This window comes from Vibrio cyclitrophicus (assembly GCF_024347435.1).
Taxonomy (GTDB): Bacteria; Pseudomonadota; Gammaproteobacteria; order Enterobacterales; family Vibrionaceae; genus Vibrio; species Vibrio cyclitrophicus.
On the sequence record NZ_AP025481.1, the window covers coordinates 383,412 to 400,376 of the forward strand.

A 16,965-nucleotide genomic window follows, 5' to 3' on the forward strand; every position below is an offset into this window, starting at 1 on the left:
TATTCAGGCTCACAAAAATGGTAGTAGAATGAACACTTAGCCTTTGAGGCTAAGAAAGAACAAAAATAACACGGCTAGATAGCGCGAATAATAGGACAGATAATGAAGTACGATTGGATATTCTTTGATGCAGATGAAACCTTGTTCCATTTTGATGCTTATCAAGGAATGAAGCTGATGTTTTCTCGTTTTGGGGTGGATTTCAGCGAGCAAGATTATTCGGCTTACCAAAAGGTTAATTTACCACTTTGGGTTGATTACCAAGATGGTCGTATTACCGCAGACCAACTGAAACACACCCGCTTCGAAAGCTGGGCCGAGAAACTAGAGACAACAACGGCTGCTTTAAACAGTGCATTTTTAACAGCGATGGCAGACATCTGTTCATTATTACCGGGTGCACAAGAGTTGATGGAGTCTTTAAAAGGCAAAGTGAATATGGGCATCATTACTAACGGTTTTACAGAGCTGCAGTCAATCCGTTTAGAGCGCACCGGAATGACAGATTACTTTGATCACGTGATTATTTCTGAAGAGGTTGGGGTAGCCAAACCGGACGCCCAGATTTTTGAATATGCACATAAGCTGGTGGGATTTCCATCCAAGCAAAGAGTGTTGATGGTTGGAGATAACCCGCATTCAGATATTCTAGGTGGGCTAGATTTTGGTATCGAGACTTGTTGGTTAAACAGCCAAGAAAAGGCAATACCTGCGGGTATCAACCCTCATTATCAAGTTAAGTCACTGGCTGACTTACAAGCGCTTTTATTGGCTTAGGCAATAACAACTAGCACCAACGAATACGCAATAACAAATAGTTTATTTCGTAAATTGCTCAATATTCGGAAGTCGCTTAAGTTTTCGCAAATTAATAACCGATGGCCGAGTACGAAAATGTACTCGGCCAAATATTTTAAACTTGGTTTAGCTTACAGAGTGATGACCACAAACAGATAAAGGAAGAGGCGTGCTGAAATCTCATCGTTATAGCTGCTACGGTATTATCGCCATTTTATTGTGGAGCTGCTTGATTGCTCTGTCTCGTAGTGTGTCAGAACAGCTTGGTCCAGTTGGTGGTGCAGCCAGTCTCTACACTGTGAGTGCGCTGTTGTTAGTGTGTGTGATGGGGTTACCAAAACTGTCACGCTTCTCTAAGTCTTACCTACTGATCGGTGGCGCGCTGTTTGTTTGCTATGAGATTTTCTTGGCTCTTGCTTTGGGAATGGCGAACAGTCGACATCAGGCAATAGAAATGGCCGTTATCAACTATTTATGGCCAGCACTGACGGTGTTATTTGCGGTGCTACTGAGCGATAAGAAGATTAACTGGTTGGTTTATCCAAGTATCTTCTTGGCATTTTTTGGGGTGGCTTGGAGCATCAGTGGTGATCAAGGTCTTTCTGTCGACCAAATTGCAGCCAACATTGCGACCAACCCAAAAACTTATTCAATGGCGTTCTTTGGTGCGATTATTTGGGCTGTTTATTGTAATTACACCCAGCGCGTTGCGAAAGGGCAGAATGCGATTGTGCTGTTCTTTATCGCTACGGCGGTCACTCTGTGGATTAAATACGCACTGAGTGATGAAACCGGTATGGTAATGACAACCAGTGCTGCAATTGATTTAGCATTAGCTGGCGCTTGTATGGGCGCAGGCTATGCACTTTGGAACACGGCGATTCTTGGTGGCAACATGGTGTTTTTGGCAACCATGTCGTACTTTACGCCAATCTTCGCGACGCTACTTTCCTCGGTGATTTTGGGCTTGTCATTGACTATGACGTTTTGGCAGGGCGTATGTATGGTAACGATTGGCTCTTTAGCTTGCTGGTGGGTAACAAGAGAAAAACCGACGGCAAAGGCGTCGGCTTCTAAAAAGGTTCAATCTCAGTCTTAATTTGCGCTTATGTCCCAGCGTCATTTGCTAGGTGAAAGCTTAGCTCGCGACATTGAGGTTCAGTTGCAGCTCATAAGGCATTTTAGATAAGCGTCGCTTAAGTTGGCGGCGCGTACGTTCTATATCATCGACCGCAATGGCTTGTTGGTTGTTGGTATGGATATCAACGTTAATTCTTAGCTCCGGCCCAACCTTTGTTACACCGATTAGCTCTAAATCTTGCTCTGCATCTTTGTCTACAGCGATAACGTTTTTATCTACCGTGTCACAAATATCTTTGGTTGCCGACATCATAAGCAGTTCACGCATTGCTTCTCTTAGCATATCGAAAGGTACTTTGATGAAGTAGAAAGACATCAGCAACATCATCGTTGGATCAGCATATACTGCGTACTCTGCTAGCGGAGAAAAAGTAATTAACCAAGCCGCCACGAAACCTGCCGTTACCGCTACACTCAACAGTGTATCCATTTGCCACTGCTTAGATTCAGCTTGAATCAGACCAGAAGAAATACGCTTACTTTTATTGGCGATGTACCACCAAGCGTAACCACAACCCAATACGTTGCAAATACCAAACAGAGTCGCGATAGAAGCATCGACTTCACGACCACCTGTCATCAAAGCACCGATCGCTGAATACAATGAGTAACCAACCACAAGCAGAATAACAATGGCTTTAATTGCGATAACAATCGGTTCGATGATCGCTCGACCAAACGGGAACTCTGTGTCTGAAGGGCGATTAATGTATTTTGAGGCAGCTAGTGACAATAAAGTTAACAGTAAGCTAATGAGAGAATAGACACCGTCAAATACTATGACTAGAGAGCCGACGAGAAGGCCTAATACCAGTCCACCGGTGGCGAAGCCTGATGCTAAAAGGGCTGAGAACAAGAGTACTCCGTTTTCGTTTTGGCTTTTCCTGTCACACATAATATTTTCCAGATGTTTTTGATAACTTCATTGTTCTAATATTGAGTTGGCTTTACAAACTTTATCTGATGATGGTTATATGCATTATTTAATTTTAATAAGTAAATCTATAATATTCATATATTTAGTTTTATCTTTAGGTGTCAATAAAATTGACGATGACTGTTTTTGGGGTAAAGTGTGCAAGCGAAATAGGATGGTTTATCATTAGTTAAATATATCTGTTGTTGTGCATTTTATAGATGTGTGAATTTGAACTGCTATTACCAAGGAGTAGGTGCATATGAAGTTTGACGATATCAGTGATAACGAGTTGTGGGTGATTGCTAACCCGATCATGGATAATCTGATGGAAGGTTCAACCAAAATTGACCATGATCTGCATTGCAGGGACTTTACTCAGCGAATGAAAGATATTGTTACGCCAGATTACTTAGAAAAGGTGTGCCATCATTATCAACATAGCAATGGCTTTTTTGCTGAGCGTGAGCCTGTCGCGCTGTTTAGACGTTCCGATTCAATTGCCTTTGTTTGGAAGCAAGCATACACGATTGCTAGAGGCGAATTTGTGGCTGAAATGGTGCTGGTAGAAGAAGACGGTCGCTACTTGGTAGACCATGTGATGGTTTTCTAATCTAGGAAGTCTATGATCGTTTTGCACCGATTTGTAAATCACCTGTTTAGATATTAACCGTTAGAAATCAAACAAGTAGTCGCTGAGCTGGTCGGCTAACCAATTCATTCCTGGGTGTTCAGCCATCCCTGCTGCTGTAAACATGCAGTAATCCTCTTGCGTCAAGCCGTAAGTGTGCTTGATCACCGCTAATTCCTGCTCGCGCAATAAATGACGAATTAATGGTTCAGGCATTACGCCCCAAGCTTCTTCTCGTAAGATTGTATCTAGCATAAAGTCAAAGCTAGAGAAGCCGATGTAACGACGAGAGAATGGCTCAAGCTCAGGATTATCCTTTTCGTTAAGGTAAACCATGGTCGCTTGCATTGAATTTCTCAATACTTCATCAGAAACACGTCGCATCGCACTCAGATCATGCCCTTTCTTACACACAGACATCATTCGAATTTTACCGAGTGGATTGTAGATAATCCTTGGATCGTCAACACGTTCGTAATCGACACCAAATGCGAAGTCGACTTGTTGGGTTTCAACGAGGTTAGCTAAGTCGCCGCTCGACGCGAGAACGAAGTTGAATGAAGTCGACGGGTACTTGTTGTTTAAGGTATGAGATAAGTCCTGCCACATCTCATCGGGTAGGGAATCATCTCGTGCAATCCAAATCTCTGCGTTGAATTCGCCCGAGACATGCAGGCAGGTTTGTTTAATACGCGCAGCCGTTACTAACATGCCTTCGCAGTCTTTGTAGATGGCTTTACCTGCTTCAGAGAGTTCAACGTGGTTTCCGCTGCGCACGAACAGTTCGACATCTAACTCTTTTTCCAAGGCTTTAATCGACATACTGAGTTTGGTTCGGTTGCATTCAAGCTGGCGCGCTGCTTCAGATACTGACCCTAAATCAGCAACAGAACAAAAGGCTTGGACTTGAGAAAGGTTCATTTCATTTCCATATTGAGCGGGTGTCGGTGCATATTATCTGAATATTGTGCTGACTATCTTAGAAATAGTCCATCTTTGCATGATAACTCTATGACGAATTGACTAATTTGGTTTACTCTGGAGAAGTTCCGAACCTACAAGAAGTAAAGATGGAGGCCATGATGGCGAAACAATGGGACGAATACGCCGTTGATTGGGATAAAGATCCCGCGACCGCAGTATTCGCACAGTCCGTATTTGACCAGTTAACACAGCTCGTTAATTTGAACGGAACCCGTGTCCTTGATTTTGGTTGTGGTACAGGACTACTCAGCCAGAAAATATCTCCTTTAACAAAAGAGATCATCGCACTTGATATCTCCGAAGGGATGATTGAAGAGTTAGATAAGAAAGAGTTACCCAACGTTGAACCTGTTGTTGATCTTTTATCGCGCGGACTTGCAGCGCAGCATCCAGCATTCAGAAACCAGTTTGACGTAGTGGTAGCTTCTTCGGTGTGTGGTTTTATCCCTAACTTACAAGACACAGTCAGTCTTATTTACACGTTGCTTGAAAACGATGGCACGTTTGTACACTGGGATTGGTACTTAGACAATGACAGTGATGATTATGGCGTTAGCCAACAGCGCTCTGAAAACGTATTAAGTGCAGCCGGTTTTTCAGTTGTCGAAGTATCAACACCGTTCTCGATTGATACGCCACAAGGTACTTTGAAAGTATTGATGGGTGTTGGACGAAAACAAGTACTTCCTCATCTGTAATAGAGAATACATCTTGAGCTAGCATTCAGAGTACTCCTTCAAACACTAAACCCACATTAACGACTTAAGGTCAGTGATGTGGGTTTTCTATTTTTAGTCGTTTGTGTTCCAAACAGGCGAGCTAGTGAGTGCTTTTTAATATCTTCACTACCACTACCAACGGCAATACTGATTTCCTCTTTCCCATTTTGATCATAGATAAGTTAGTTTCCGACAAGTAATAAACTGGTAGTTTCCATTTTGGAAATGTATCGTTGACTACATTTCATTAGTGGAAATGCGGCTGTGAGATATAAAATAAGCCCATAATAAGTTTAAGGGTTTCATCATGAGCCACCAATCTGCGTCATCTACTTCTTCACCACTTTCAGATCAACAACAACGCTTTAGCAATATCATTTCAGATGCCAACCTGTCTCCAAAACAGAAGTCGAGCTATCTTGCTTTAGAAGCCGAAGCCAGCCTGCCGTATATGCCGGTAAGCAACGAAGTAGAGGAAGCCTTACAACAAGGTGTGCTATGTGACATGTTTGAAGGCCACGCTCCATTTAAGCCGCGCTATGTACTTCCAGACTATTCTAAATACTTACATCAAGGCTCAGAGTATTTAGAGCTTAGCGCGGCAACCAATTTTGATGAAGCGTTGAACATGCTTACCATTATCTACCATCACGTTCCATCTGTGACGTCGATTCCGGTCTACCTAGGACAGCTGGATGATGTATTGATGCCTTTTGTTGGTGACCTAACCGATGAACAGGTATATCAAAAACTTAAGCTGTTCTGGATCATGTTGGATCGCACGCTTCCTGATGCGTTCATGCACGTTAATATCGGTCCAACAGACAACGTTGTGTGCCGTACGATTTTGCGCGTAGATGCTGAACTGAAGCAGATCGCACCAAACCTAACCTTTATGTACGACCCTGCTGTGACCCCTGACGATCTACTTCGTCATGCGGCAAGCAATATCTGCGAGTGCGGTAAACCACATATCGCAAACTATCCAGCGCATGCCGAGGCTTACGGCGACAAGCGTTTTGGTATTGTGAGCTGCTATAACTCTTTGCCTCTAGCGGGTGGTTCAAACACCTTGGTGCGTGTGAACCTTAAGCAAGTGGCGTTGAAGTCTGAGGATAGTGCTGATTTCTTACGACAAGTATTGCCGAATTACAGTGGCAAAATGGTTGAACTGATGAACGCACGTAGCCGCTTCTTGCATGAAGAGTCTCACTTTTTTAAAGGCTTCCTGGCCAAAGAAGGCCTTATTGAAGAAGACCGATTTGCGCCAATGTTTGGCATTTATGGCATGGCTGAAGCGGTAAACATTCTGTTGGAAAAAGAAGGTAAAGCAGGGCGCTATGGTCACGATGAACAAGCTAATCAACTTGGTCACCGCATTTCTGAAAAGCTGGCTGAGATCGTTGAAAGCTCTGAAGTGAAGTATGGGCTTGAGGGTAAAGCTTTGCTGCATGCTCAAGGCGGTATTAGTTTAGATGAAGATGTGACTCCGGGTGTGCGTATTCCTTATGGCACCGAACCTGACCCAGTCTCTTACGTTCGCGCTACCGCGGGTCACCATAAGTTCTACACCTCGGGTATCAGTGACATTCTTACCATCGACGAAACAGTGAAATCTAATCCTGAAGCGATGTTCAATTTGTGCAAAGGGGCGATTCAAGCGGGTTACCGTGAGTTTACGGCTAACGTCGCGTCAAATGATCTGGTTCGCGTGACAGGTTATATGGTCAAGCTATCTGATATTGCAAAATATGATGAGCAAGGTTCACGTACCAATACCACATTCTTAGGTGCTGAAGCGGCTAAAAACACGGGCATTCTTGAGCGCAAACCACGAGTAGCGAGTTTAGAGATGTCACCGACGTACGCTTAATACTTAAGCGTACGTATGACAGTGAGCTTAAGTATCGTATTAATACTATGAATAATAAAAGTTTCTGATCTAATGACTCAAATGGCTAGGGTTAAAAATAATAAGACAGAAAAACAAGCGAAGGTCAGCCGTGTGCTGACCTTTTCTTGTGTTGACGGACCGGGAAATCGCTTGGTGCTGTTTCTGCAAGGTTGTAATTTTGATTGTATTACTTGTCATAATCCACACACCATCAATCATTGCAACCATTGTGGAGGCTGCGTTAGTGGCTGCCCAAGTGGCGCACTATTTTTGACTAAAGGTAAAGTTGTGTGGGACCTGGCAGCCTGTACAAATTGCGATCAGTGCATCGATATCTGCGCTCATAAGTCGAGTCCGAAAATTACCACAATGACGGTCTCTGAGATTCTTACTCTCGTTAAACATAACGCATTCTTTCTGAGCGGTATCACTGTCTCTGGCGGTGAGGCGACGATGCAACTGCCGTTTATTATCGAGCTGTTCCAAGCAATTAAAAGTGATCAGCAATTAGCACACCTTACGTGCTTTATTGATAGTAATGGTTCGTTACCAATACAAGGTTGGGAAAGAGTATTACCATACCTTGATGGTGCGATGATTGACTTAAAATCATGGCAATCGGAAACGCATCAATGGCTTGTCGGAAGAGGCAACCATCGAGTCTTCAAAGCCATTAACTACCTTGCTGAGAAAGGCAAACTGCATGAAGTTAGGTTGTTGCATATCCCAAATAAAAGCGATCTCGAAGATGAAATTGAACAGGTGGGATGTTACTTGAAGGTGCTGCCTAGTGATGTTGGAATTCGACTGAATGCGTTTCAACATCATGGCGTGATTGGCGAAGCGTTAGATTGGCCGACATGCACCGAACAACAGATGCAGAGCTTTCACGATAAGCTCTACACCATAGTTCAAAGGCCGATACAAACCCCTGGGGTATATACCTAATTCTTTTGAAGCCCGCTTTCACAAAAGGAGTTAGCTTGTTAGAGTTGCTTCCAGTTAATACCTAGGCTTCTAAGAACAAGTCACACAACCATTTGATCGCTTGGTCATTCATGTTGGGTTTGTTCCATACCAAGCTATACGCCACCTTACCGTAATCAAAAGGCAAGGGCTTGCTCACTAAACCTTGAGCTTGTTTAGCTTGTTCAGCCCACTGCTTAGAACAAGTGAACAAGAAAGGTGTGTGATGGCACAGCACAGCCGCAGCACCAAAATCTGCTACCGATATCGCCATCTCTCGTGGTTTATGGCATTGAACCAGGTTTTGCTCAAAGTAAGGCTTGGAGAGTTCATTATCTAAGATCCCAATATGCTTATAATCTAAATAACCTTCAACGGTCAGGTCCCGCTGAGCGAGAGGGTGGTGTGCGCCCATTAAACATACCATTTCGTCTGGAAGAATTGTTTCCCAAACCAGTTCTTTGTTATCTGTTGGGGGCTGGGAAATATCATGAGGTAACAAGATCAAGTTTACCTTGCCACTAAGCAGAGCATCGAAGCCGAGTTGTTGCTTGGAGTAGATATTGAGCTTAGCCTTGGGGGCGAGTTCGGTGGTGATTTTGCTGATCTTAGAGGCGAAAACTTCAAAGGTACTTTCACGCATCGACAGCGAAAAGCTACCTTGGTATTTTTGAGGTGAAAAACTTTTTTGATGAAGCAATCCATTCATACTTGAAAGGATCGCGTGAACAGTCGGAGCTATCTGCAATGCAAATGGTGTCGGGATCAGTTTGGTGCCATCTCGGTAAAACAGTTCGTCATTTAGAATGTCGCGTAGTTGAGATAAGGTTTTGCTTACACTCGAAGGGCTTACACAGAGTTGCTCTGAGGTTTGCGTGACGCTGTGGGTATTTAGCATAATATGAAGCGCAGTGAGGTGCTTAAGGCTCACTCTAGATAAGTGTAAATAATCCATTTGTGACTCACGCATTAAGAATGGCTTGTGATTTTGCTTAATCCACACAATTACACAAGCCAAATTAGATAAAGGTTATTAACGAGCTAATTTATTGTGAGCTCGTGAAAAGTGGCCAGCGCAAAACGCACCGACAATCGATAGCTCACCCGCCAGACACAGTGCAGCACATACCTCAGCGAGGGCTTGTGATTTACCATTGCCGTGAAGACCAAGTAAATCGAGACACGCCTTTTGACTTGGCAGGCCAGTACCGCCGCCCACTGTTCCTAACATTAAATTAGGCAGTGTTACGCTCGCGTACAAACCGCCTTCTTTGTTGATTTCCATACGAGTCATGCCTATTGCTGATTCAGCAACACACGCTGCGTCTTGGCCACAAGCAATGTAGAGAGCAGCTAGTGCATTGGCATAATGGGCATTAATGCCGATAGTGCCGCTCAAAGCACCGCCGACAGTGGTCATCTGGCCAAACTGAACCATCTTCTGTGGCGTGGTATGTAGGTACTTAGCAACCAATTCTGGGGATATATTCACCTCAGCGGTGACTTTTTTGCCACGAACGCTTCGTAAGGTTTGTGTATTGGCTTTCTTGTCGCCTGATAAATTGCCATCGAGAAAGGCATGATCAGGCTTAACTGGCGTATTTTCTATGATGTACTCAAATACGGCATTGGTCGCGATAGTCACCATATTTTGACCAGAGGCATCTCCAGTTAGAAATTCAAACACCAAGTAAACATGGTTACCCTCGATGTTGATATTGATGTCGGTAAGTTTGCCGTGTGAGGTTGTCGATTCCGCCAAGGTTTTAAATTGGTCATATTGAGTCACGGCCCAAGCCACAAACTGCCCGGCTTCAACTAACCCTTGGAATGCAAAGCCTGGGGTACGAGTGACGCCTTCGTTTAACAACATTGCACTTGCGCCACCACAAGCGGTAATCAGCTTTGAGCCACGGTTATAAGATGCAACAAGTGCAGCTTCAGTTGTTGCTAGCGGTACCAGGTAGTCACCCTCAGCGAATAAGCCATTGACTCTTAGTGGACCAGATATACCAACAGGGATTTTCACTGTTCCAATAAAGTGCTCGATGTTTTTTTCGTAGGCTTGGAATTGACTTTGCGTATGCGGGTCGAGTAGCTCTTGTTGTGATTCTGAATTATTGAGAGCAGCCCAACGGCGCGTTAGATTCTTTTCTGTCAGGTACGGGCTCGGAGTCAGTTTATTCACTGGCTTTTCAAAATGAGGTTGAAGCTTTTTTTCTAATTCGTCTGCGGAGATGTCGCCCCCTAAAATAGAAACATAGTCACGGCGATGCAGATTTAGTTTTGGCATAAATAGTATGAAGTAAAGTTTGCGCAGCAAAATTGATTTGCGCTGATTCTACCGAGTAATAAGCCAGAAACAAGCATCTGATATAATGAGTTACAGTTTGTGTGGTTGTGATGACAAAAAGGAGCTAATGATGGCTCAAAAAATGGCCTTTGAGACGTTATTCTAAATATGGATGTCGAGAAGACTACCGATGGCTTCATTTTGACGGTCAATCACGCTGGCTCCCACACGGTTGTAATTTGCACTTTGTGTCAGTTTTAAGATTGCATCGTTTGACGAGGTAATGGGATCAGCTTCTTTCTCTTTAAAAGAAATGGATTGGTCAGGTTCTACTTGATTAAAGCTCAAGTCGCTACCTTGGATTTGGTCGTCGGGGTTGGATGTGTGTTGAGAGGCTTGGTTGAGTTCGAGCGCTGCTTCTTCAGCCATATTGGTTGACTGCTGAATGATGGCATAACCAGATTGAATTCCCGATATCGACATAGCAGAACCTTTAATTGACATACGGACTAAGTCTAGGTGGACGATATATTGAGCGCAATGATGATTTGATAAAACTTACTATGAAACGATGAACTTAAGCTAAAATAGTGACGGGTGTCTACTAATTGAACAGGTCATTTAGCGCGTTTAGCTCTTCATCAGTCAGAAGAGATGGCTTATCCAGCTCAAGACTTCCGTCGATCTCGCCTTGAAGCGCTTTAAGTTGTTGAGGATTGAGAAGCTGTATTTGCTCCTTAAACGCTTCAAATTGTTGTGTATTCATAGTGTGACCTTTGTTCAAATCCATATGCTCTATAGAGCATAGCCTACTGATTCGGAAAATCAAACAAGATTAAGTGAATATTAAATGAAGTTTGATAGTTCCCAAAACTAAGACAACTATAAATTGCTTTGGTCATTTTTTGTCCGAGAAATGTTAGGCAAAGTTATGGCTTGGTCAATCAATGTCAGAAAATTCCCACAATGTAAAAATCTCCTCAGCCCTTATTGCATAAGGTCGCGTAATAGTTTGTCTTGCCTCCTTATCGGTATGGGTAGAGTGAGTTTTTGCTATTGATAGAACAATGTACAAATAAAAGGGTGGTTAATAATTGCTCGATCTTGGCTATCTTTTTGTTTTTACAGTATTTTGTTTATTTCTCAAGACGCGCCTGTGTCGAGCGACTTATCAATCTTAACTTTTACCGCAAATTTGGTCGCTAAGGTATGGAGTTCTGGAAGCATTCGATAAATCAAATGAAGCTGTTGTAAGACCATTCTGACAGAGCTTTCATCTTCTTCTCGCCATTCACTTAAACGCTGATCAAGCTCAGGGTCGTAAGAATTTTTCACTTCACACTGTTCTTGATGAGAATAGAGCTGATCATTGAGAGCGTTGAGATGCTCATGTATGACACGGTGTGCGTCCAATACCAGTTTGTGTGTGGCTTCGTCATCGATACGAGTCCGATGGGCACCGAGTGCTGAAATATAGCTTAGTAAAGCATGATTGAGCGTAAGGAATCGAAAGCTCTCATCTTCTGAGGTGCGATATTTGCCGGGCTCAACCAACATGCTGCTGATGGCCACTGTTAGGTTCGCATCGTTATTGTGTGCGCTGCGACGTGCAATACGGTAATTTAGCGTGTCTTTTTTACCTACACGGTACTGACCAATGATTTGAGCCAGGTAGTTTTTATTTGAAGCGAGGGCGTCTGCCATGACTTTATGTAATCGCTTTGATTGCCAGTCTGGTAATACGTAGATCACAGCGAGTACGGCGAGAGCACAACCTATAAAGGTGTCAGCTAATCTTGGAAGTACAACGGCGAAGCCTTCTCCAAGTTGATTAAAACAGAATAATACCAATAAGGTAATGAAGCCCGTTGCGAAGCCATAGTTATTAATGCGGAATGCAAAGAACATCACGCCACTAATGACAATGAAAACCAATTGGCTCTCTTGGGAAGGGAAGAAAGTCAGTAACGGAACCCCAATGAGTAAACCTGCTACCGTGCCAATGACACGGGCGGTCAGTTTTTGTCGAGTTGCGCTGTAGTTTGGCTGACAAACGAACAGCGTCGTGAGTAGAATCCAATAACCACGTTCAATATTAAAACCTTGGATGATTCCGTAACCGAGTGTGAGCGTAATAGCCATGCGGATTGCGTGGCGAAATAGCATGGAGTCGGTATGCAGATTGGCTCTGATCTTTTGCCACATTGCTGTCAAAGTATGTGGGTTCGTATCGTCTAACACACCTTCTTCTAGTTTTTCGGCATCTGGATTACTGATATTCGATAGCTGTTTTTCAACGGTAGCTAGGTTGTTGAATAGATAATTCAATTGGTTTAACAGTGGCTTCCATTCTGGCTTGTTCTGTTGCTGTAAATGATTCAGTGAAGACATCAATTCATCAAGTGCCAGTACAGATTTGTCGCCATGTTGATATTCAGCACCAACTTTTAATGACGCCGCAACTTCTTTACAGGCCGCAGCTTGAGCTTCGAGCAGGTATTTGAAGCGAAACAGAACATCAGAACGTTCGAAATGTTTAGCTAGCTCTTGATAGCGATAGTGGCTTGAACTGACACGTTCATGAATATCTTGCGCGATGAAATAGGTGTTTAGGAACCGGTCACTTGGGCCATCAATGTGCCCTCGCTTGGAACGGTTAAGCAACGTTGCTTTGCACATGTTTAGTGCATTAACGGTGCTGGCATTCAACTTAGCTTCAATTATACGGTGTGGCTGTGGGATAAGGTCAGACACAGGATAGAATAGCTCCGCCTTTGATCCCATATAGGTGCCAATTTGATCAAATACGGTAGCAAGGTTCTGTTGCACGGGTTGCATTGGCCATACAATTTGCCAAATCATTGACATAAAGTAGTACCAAGCTGCCCCTGTTAATAGCAGCAAAGGCTGAAACCATAGGTTGGTACTTTCGTGAGCGCCAAGCATGGTGTAGATAGCGACCAACAGCGAGCCAAACGCGATACTGGCGTATTTAGGGCCAATCGCTCCGAGTATGATGAAAGAGAAGGTTGAAACGAAAAGCCCTATCGCGAACAGCCAAGGTGTATCGAAAAGAATCTCAATAGAGAAGGCTGCAACAGCGAAACAGATAAAGGTCAACGTGAGTGCTTTCAATCGACCAGTAAAGCTGTCATCACTTTCCGCTAGAGCAGCAGCAATGACGCCTAAAATAAGTGGGGTGATGAGTGTGTTTTGTCCATAATACCAAGCAGGCACCACAACACCGAGTAGGGTGATGAGAATTAATACGCTGTAATTTATGGTTTTATTCGCCCAATAGAGGCGTAATTTGGCAGAAAAGTCCACAGTCGCTCACTTGACACACTAAAACCATAATCCTAACAGAAATCAAGCACAAGAATTTGATACTTATCCATAATTGTCCCTAGATGGTCATGAAAGCGTCGATAAGATATGAGATATTATTAATTCTGATTGCATCATGATATAAATTCAATATTCCCAATTAAGAGCACGCTCCAATGCAGCTAAGCGCTAACAAGACTGCACAGTTTTTTATTCAAAATGAGTATCATCAGGTCGAACTTGATGGTCCACGCCTACTGTTGTCTTCAGTGGGTAGTGAAGAACGTATCCCGTTTACTATTTGGAGTGGCAAGATCGCGATAAAGCGCGGCTTGTTTTGGGGATCGTTGCAGTTTTTTGCTAACCAACAAGATGGCAAACAGCGCAGCTGGTTAGTGCAAGGGCTACCTTGGGATCAGTGTCGTCAGTTTGCTCGAGCCTCCGTTGCCGCTTATCAAAAATGGCATGACACTCAATGTGAACAACTCGCGGAACACGTCCCTCAATGGGAAGCTGAATTAACTCGTTTGGAGCAACTTCCTGCTTTCTTGCCGCATTCCAAGGTCAATACTTGGGTTGAAATGGTCAATTCAAGTTTAGAAAATATGACGATGACGCTAGAAGAAGCGGCTCAGCGTATGCCAAACCGATTTGCTCGTATGCAGCCATGGTTGTTAGAAACCGAGATTAAACAAGCTGAACGAAATCAACAGTGGCTAGAAACTGAAAGGAAGAACTGGGAAGTGCTGTTTGCACAATGTGAGTCATCACCGTTGAATTTGTCTCAGCAATACGCGGTTTTGATGAACGACGACCATAACCTCATTCTTGCTGGTGCAGGGTCAGGTAAAACTAGCGTTCTGACGGCTCGTGTTGCTTATTTATTGCAAAGCCATCAGGCTCAAGCTGAAGAGATTCTATTGCTTGCATTTGGTCGAGAAGCGGCTGACGAAATGAAACAGCGTCTCGATAGCAAAATTGGCTTATCAGCTGAAAAAGTTCAAGTCAGCACTTTCCATCAATTAGGTTTGAAGATACTGAATCAAGTAGAAACCGAACGCGTTGTTATTTCTCCTCTCGCGCTAGACAATAATCAACGCCAAGCATGGTGCATTGATTGGTTGAAGAAGCACTGGATGACGCCGACCAACTTCAAGCGTTGGCAAAAACACCTGTCTAAATGGCCAATCGCGTATTTGACCGGAGATGATGAACTTGGTAGCCATGTATCGAACCTTAAGTTAATCGGTTGGCTCGAAAAACAACTTGAGCAGTTAAACGCGTCGGGCTTATCGAAGAAAGAAGTCCAGCAACAGTTAATCGACCATCGGGATTACACGCGCTTAAACAGTGAACTTTCATTGTGCTGGCCGTGTGTCATCGCATGGCAGAAAGCGCTAAAAGAAGAGAATCATATCGACTTCTCGACCATGATTAGTCGTGCGACTCAATACGTGGAGAAGGGCAAGTTTGTCTCGCCTTGGAAGTTCATCATGATCGATGAATACCAAGATATCTCACCTGATCGTCTTGCTCTGGTTGAAGCGCTTTGTAATCAGTCGAAGGTTCAACACCAAGCTTCTATCTTTGCAGTCGGTGATGACTGGCAGTCTATCTACCAGTTTGCAGGTGCAGATGTTGATCTAACTACGGGCTTTAAGGATCGTTTTGAGAGCTCGACTATTCATCATCTAGATACAACTTATCGCTTTAATAATCAGTTAGGTGCGGTTGCCAATCGCTTTGTACAAGAAAACCCGATTCAGTTGCCGAAAGAGCTGAACAGCTTTAAGCAACAAAAGCAGAAGGCGGTCTATAGTGCGCCAAGTAAAGAAGTGGAGAAGATCCTCGATCAATTGAATCGACAATCGAAAGGTAAAACCAAAAAATCTGTCTTGTTGCTTGGTCGTAATCATTACCACAAGCCTGAATTGTTAGAAGATTGGAAAAAAATCTACACTTCGATTGATATCAATTTTATGACCTGCCATGCGAGTAAAGGTAAAGAAGCCGACTTCGTGATTATCCTTTGTGTTGATGAAGGACAGTTCCCGGCTAAAAAGAAGCAGCTACACATTGATGGAGCATTGACTGAATCGTCCGATGTTTTCCCTTACGCTGAAGAGCGTCGCCTGTTTTACGTGGCAATGACGCGAGCTAAAGAGAAAGTTTGGATTACGCACAGCGGTGATGGTTCTGGCTTCGTACAAGAACTTCATGGCTCTGATTATCCAGTGGTTCGAAAAAGGTAATGTGACTTGATGTGATGGTCTAAGATTAGGTCTCCAAGGCTCGCTTTATTATCAATAAGGCAACGGCATAAAGCACAAGGAATCCGCTATGGAACATGGTTCTATTAACTACATCGAATTTGCTGCACGAGACATCACAGCAACAAAGGTATTTTTTAGCCAAGTGTTTGGTTGGAAGTTTGAAGATTACGGTCCTGAATATTCTGCTTTTGAAGGTAAAGGTTTGATGGGAGGGTTCTATTTGGCAGAGTTAGCTTCTGATGCTGAAAGTGGCGCGGCGCTGATGGTTTTTTATAGCCAAGATCTTGAGCAAACCGAGCGTGATGTGATTGATGCTGGTGGGCATATAAACCGAGAGATTTTTAGCTTTCCTGGCGGACGACGTTTCCATTTTAAAGAACCGAGTGGTAATGAGATGGCGGTGTGGAGCGATAACTAGCTTCGTTCCGAAGCATAGAGTTACTTTTACCAAGCGTTACAAATAATTAAGCCTGCGATAAAGCAGGCTTTTTAGTTCTCGCGTATTGCCGCATCTATATCCAATCCAAGAGTGAATACAGTTAAGTGCGCTCAGCTAGATACGCTTCATAATCTGGAATCTCGATGATCACTTCTTGATCCAACAGAGAAGAATTAAACAAGAAGTTTGCAGTTGCGCGGTTAGTGGCAACAGGAATGTTCCAAACACTTGCAATACGAAGCAACGCTTTTACGTCTGGGTCATGAGGTACCGCATTCAATGGATCCCAAAAGAAAATCAGCATATCGATTTTTCCTTCAGAGATAAGTGCGCCTAGTTGTTGGTCTCCGCCCATTGGACCGCTGATCATGCTCTTGATTGCCAAGCCTGTTTCTTTGCTTAGTAGTGAACCCGTTGTGCCTGTCGCATATAGGAAATGGCTCTGTAGCTTTTCTTTATTTTCCTTAACCCATCTTAGTAGCTCTGGCTTAAAATGGTCATGAGCAACTAAAGCAATATGTTTGTGCGTTGGCATTGTACGCGTTGTTTTTTGCATGAATGTTCCCTAAATTATTGTTCGTATTT

At 43.5% G+C, this 16,965-nt stretch carries 16 protein-coding genes; 8 read left to right on the forward strand and 8 right to left on the reverse strand.

Annotated elements, in window-relative coordinates; genetic code table 11:
• The first annotated feature begins 102 nt into the window (after positions 1-102).
• A complete protein-coding gene (yjjG, locus tag OCW38_RS16755) occupies positions 103-777 on the forward strand; it encodes a pyrimidine 5'-nucleotidase (protein ID WP_010428904.1) in 675 nt (224 codons plus the stop codon).
• Positions 778-967: 190 nt separating this feature from the next.
• Positions 968-1,897 carry an aromatic amino acid DMT transporter YddG gene (yddG, locus tag OCW38_RS16760; RefSeq protein ID WP_010428906.1) on the forward strand — a complete coding sequence of 310 codons (930 nt, stop codon included), beginning with the start codon at positions 968-970 and terminating at the stop codon, positions 1,895-1,897.
• A 39-nt stretch (positions 1,898-1,936) separates the two neighbouring features.
• On the opposite strand, the gene OCW38_RS16765 is transcribed toward yddG, so the two are convergent.
• Positions 1,937-2,833 (reverse strand): cation diffusion facilitator family transporter, encoded by an 897-nt coding sequence (locus OCW38_RS16765; RefSeq protein ID WP_016769173.1) that lies wholly within the window; start codon positions 2,831-2,833, stop codon positions 1,937-1,939.
• 283 nt (positions 2,834-3,116) lie between these two features.
• On the opposite strand from OCW38_RS16765, the gene OCW38_RS16770 reads away from it, so the two are divergent.
• A complete protein-coding gene (locus OCW38_RS16770; protein WP_016769174.1) occupies positions 3,117-3,467 on the forward strand; it encodes a hypothetical protein in 351 nt (116 codons plus the stop codon).
• 60 nt (positions 3,468-3,527) lie between these two features.
• On the opposite strand, the gene OCW38_RS16775 is transcribed toward OCW38_RS16770, so the two are convergent.
• Positions 3,528-4,406: a LysR family transcriptional regulator gene (locus OCW38_RS16775; protein ID WP_010428915.1), complete on the reverse strand. Its 879-nt coding sequence runs from the start codon at positions 4,404-4,406 to the stop codon at positions 3,528-3,530.
• A 161-nt stretch (positions 4,407-4,567) separates the two neighbouring features.
• Here OCW38_RS16775 and OCW38_RS16780 point away from each other — a divergent pair, with 161 nt between their 5' ends.
• From OCW38_RS16780 to OCW38_RS16790, 3 genes are all read left to right on the forward strand, one after another.
• Entirely contained in the window at positions 4,568-5,167 is a 600-nt protein-coding gene (locus OCW38_RS16780) for a class I SAM-dependent DNA methyltransferase (RefSeq protein WP_016769175.1), read from the forward strand.
• A 328-nt stretch (positions 5,168-5,495) separates the two neighbouring features.
• Positions 5,496-7,061, forward strand: coding sequence for a YjjI family glycine radical enzyme (locus OCW38_RS16785; protein WP_016769176.1), 1,566 nt, complete (start codon positions 5,496-5,498; stop codon positions 7,059-7,061).
• Positions 7,062-7,133: 72 nt separating this feature from the next.
• Positions 7,134-8,030, forward strand: a complete 897-nt coding sequence (locus OCW38_RS16790) for a YjjW family glycine radical enzyme activase (protein ID WP_016769177.1) — start codon at positions 7,134-7,136, stop codon at positions 8,028-8,030.
• 61 nt (positions 8,031-8,091) lie between these two features.
• On the opposite strand, the gene OCW38_RS16795 is transcribed toward OCW38_RS16790, so the two are convergent.
• The 5 genes from OCW38_RS16795 to yccS form a co-directional block, all read right to left on the reverse strand.
• Positions 8,092-9,003 (reverse strand): LysR family transcriptional regulator, encoded by a 912-nt coding sequence (locus tag OCW38_RS16795; protein ID WP_016788176.1) that lies wholly within the window; start codon positions 9,001-9,003, stop codon positions 8,092-8,094.
• A gap of 78 nt (positions 9,004-9,081) precedes the next feature.
• Complete coding sequence (locus OCW38_RS16800) at positions 9,082-10,341, reverse strand: hydroxymethylglutaryl-CoA reductase (protein WP_010428931.1); 1,260 nt, start codon at positions 10,339-10,341, stop codon at positions 9,082-9,084.
• Positions 10,342-10,503: 162 nt separating this feature from the next.
• Positions 10,504-10,824, reverse strand: coding sequence for a hypothetical protein (locus tag OCW38_RS16805; RefSeq protein WP_010428933.1), 321 nt, complete (start codon positions 10,822-10,824; stop codon positions 10,504-10,506).
• Between the two features lie 121 nt (positions 10,825-10,945).
• Positions 10,946-11,131, reverse strand: coding sequence for a hypothetical protein (locus tag OCW38_RS16810; RefSeq protein ID WP_010428935.1), 186 nt, complete (start codon positions 11,129-11,131; stop codon positions 10,946-10,948).
• Between the two features lie 353 nt (positions 11,132-11,484).
• Entirely contained in the window at positions 11,485-13,668 is a 2,184-nt protein-coding gene (gene yccS, locus OCW38_RS16815) for a YccS family putative transporter (RefSeq protein WP_010428937.1), read from the reverse strand.
• Positions 13,669-13,844: 176 nt separating this feature from the next.
• Here yccS and helD point away from each other — a divergent pair, with 176 nt between their 5' ends.
• A complete protein-coding gene (helD, locus tag OCW38_RS16820; protein WP_016792338.1) occupies positions 13,845-15,920 on the forward strand; it encodes a DNA helicase IV in 2,076 nt (691 codons plus the stop codon).
• Positions 15,921-16,008: 88 nt separating this feature from the next.
• A complete protein-coding gene (locus OCW38_RS16825; RefSeq protein WP_010428944.1) occupies positions 16,009-16,359 on the forward strand; it encodes a VOC family protein in 351 nt (116 codons plus the stop codon).
• Between the two features lie 121 nt (positions 16,360-16,480).
• Here OCW38_RS16825 and OCW38_RS16830 read toward each other — a convergent pair whose 3' ends face one another.
• Entirely contained in the window at positions 16,481-16,936 is a 456-nt protein-coding gene (locus OCW38_RS16830) for a methylglyoxal synthase (protein WP_010428948.1), read from the reverse strand.
• Positions 16,937-16,965 lie beyond the last annotated feature (29 nt).

Excerpts from the sequence above, each read along its gene's own strand:
- yjjG (WP_010428904.1), top strand. The coding sequence starts at position 103 with ATGAAGTACGATTGGATATTCTTTGATGCAGATGAAACCTTGTTCCAT.
- OCW38_RS16765 (WP_016769173.1), bottom strand. The coding sequence starts at position 2,833 with ATGTGTGACAGGAAAAGCCAAAACGAAAACGGAGTACTCTTGTTCTCA.
- OCW38_RS16770 (WP_016769174.1), top strand. The coding sequence starts at position 3,117 with ATGAAGTTTGACGATATCAGTGATAACGAGTTGTGGGTGATTGCTAAC.
- OCW38_RS16775 (WP_010428915.1), bottom strand. The coding sequence starts at position 4,406 with ATGAACCTTTCTCAAGTCCAAGCCTTTTGTTCTGTTGCTGATTTAGGG.
- OCW38_RS16780 (WP_016769175.1), top strand. The coding sequence starts at position 4,568 with ATGGCGAAACAATGGGACGAATACGCCGTTGATTGGGATAAAGATCCC.
- OCW38_RS16785 (WP_016769176.1), top strand. The coding sequence starts at position 5,496 with ATGAGCCACCAATCTGCGTCATCTACTTCTTCACCACTTTCAGATCAA.
- OCW38_RS16790 (WP_016769177.1), top strand. The coding sequence starts at position 7,134 with ATGACTCAAATGGCTAGGGTTAAAAATAATAAGACAGAAAAACAAGCG.
- OCW38_RS16795 (WP_016788176.1), bottom strand. The coding sequence starts at position 9,003 with ATGGATTATTTACACTTATCTAGAGTGAGCCTTAAGCACCTCACTGCG.
- OCW38_RS16800 (WP_010428931.1), bottom strand. The coding sequence starts at position 10,341 with ATGCCAAAACTAAATCTGCATCGCCGTGACTATGTTTCTATTTTAGGG.
- OCW38_RS16805 (WP_010428933.1), bottom strand. The coding sequence starts at position 10,824 with ATGTCGATATCGGGAATTCAATCTGGTTATGCCATCATTCAGCAGTCA.
- OCW38_RS16810 (WP_010428935.1), bottom strand. The coding sequence starts at position 11,131 with ATGGATTTGAACAAAGGTCACACTATGAATACACAACAATTTGAAGCG.
- helD (WP_016792338.1), top strand. The coding sequence starts at position 13,845 with ATGCAGCTAAGCGCTAACAAGACTGCACAGTTTTTTATTCAAAATGAG.
- OCW38_RS16825 (WP_010428944.1), top strand. The coding sequence starts at position 16,009 with ATGGAACATGGTTCTATTAACTACATCGAATTTGCTGCACGAGACATC.
- OCW38_RS16830 (WP_010428948.1), bottom strand. The coding sequence starts at position 16,936 with ATGCAAAAAACAACGCGTACAATGCCAACGCACAAACATATTGCTTTA.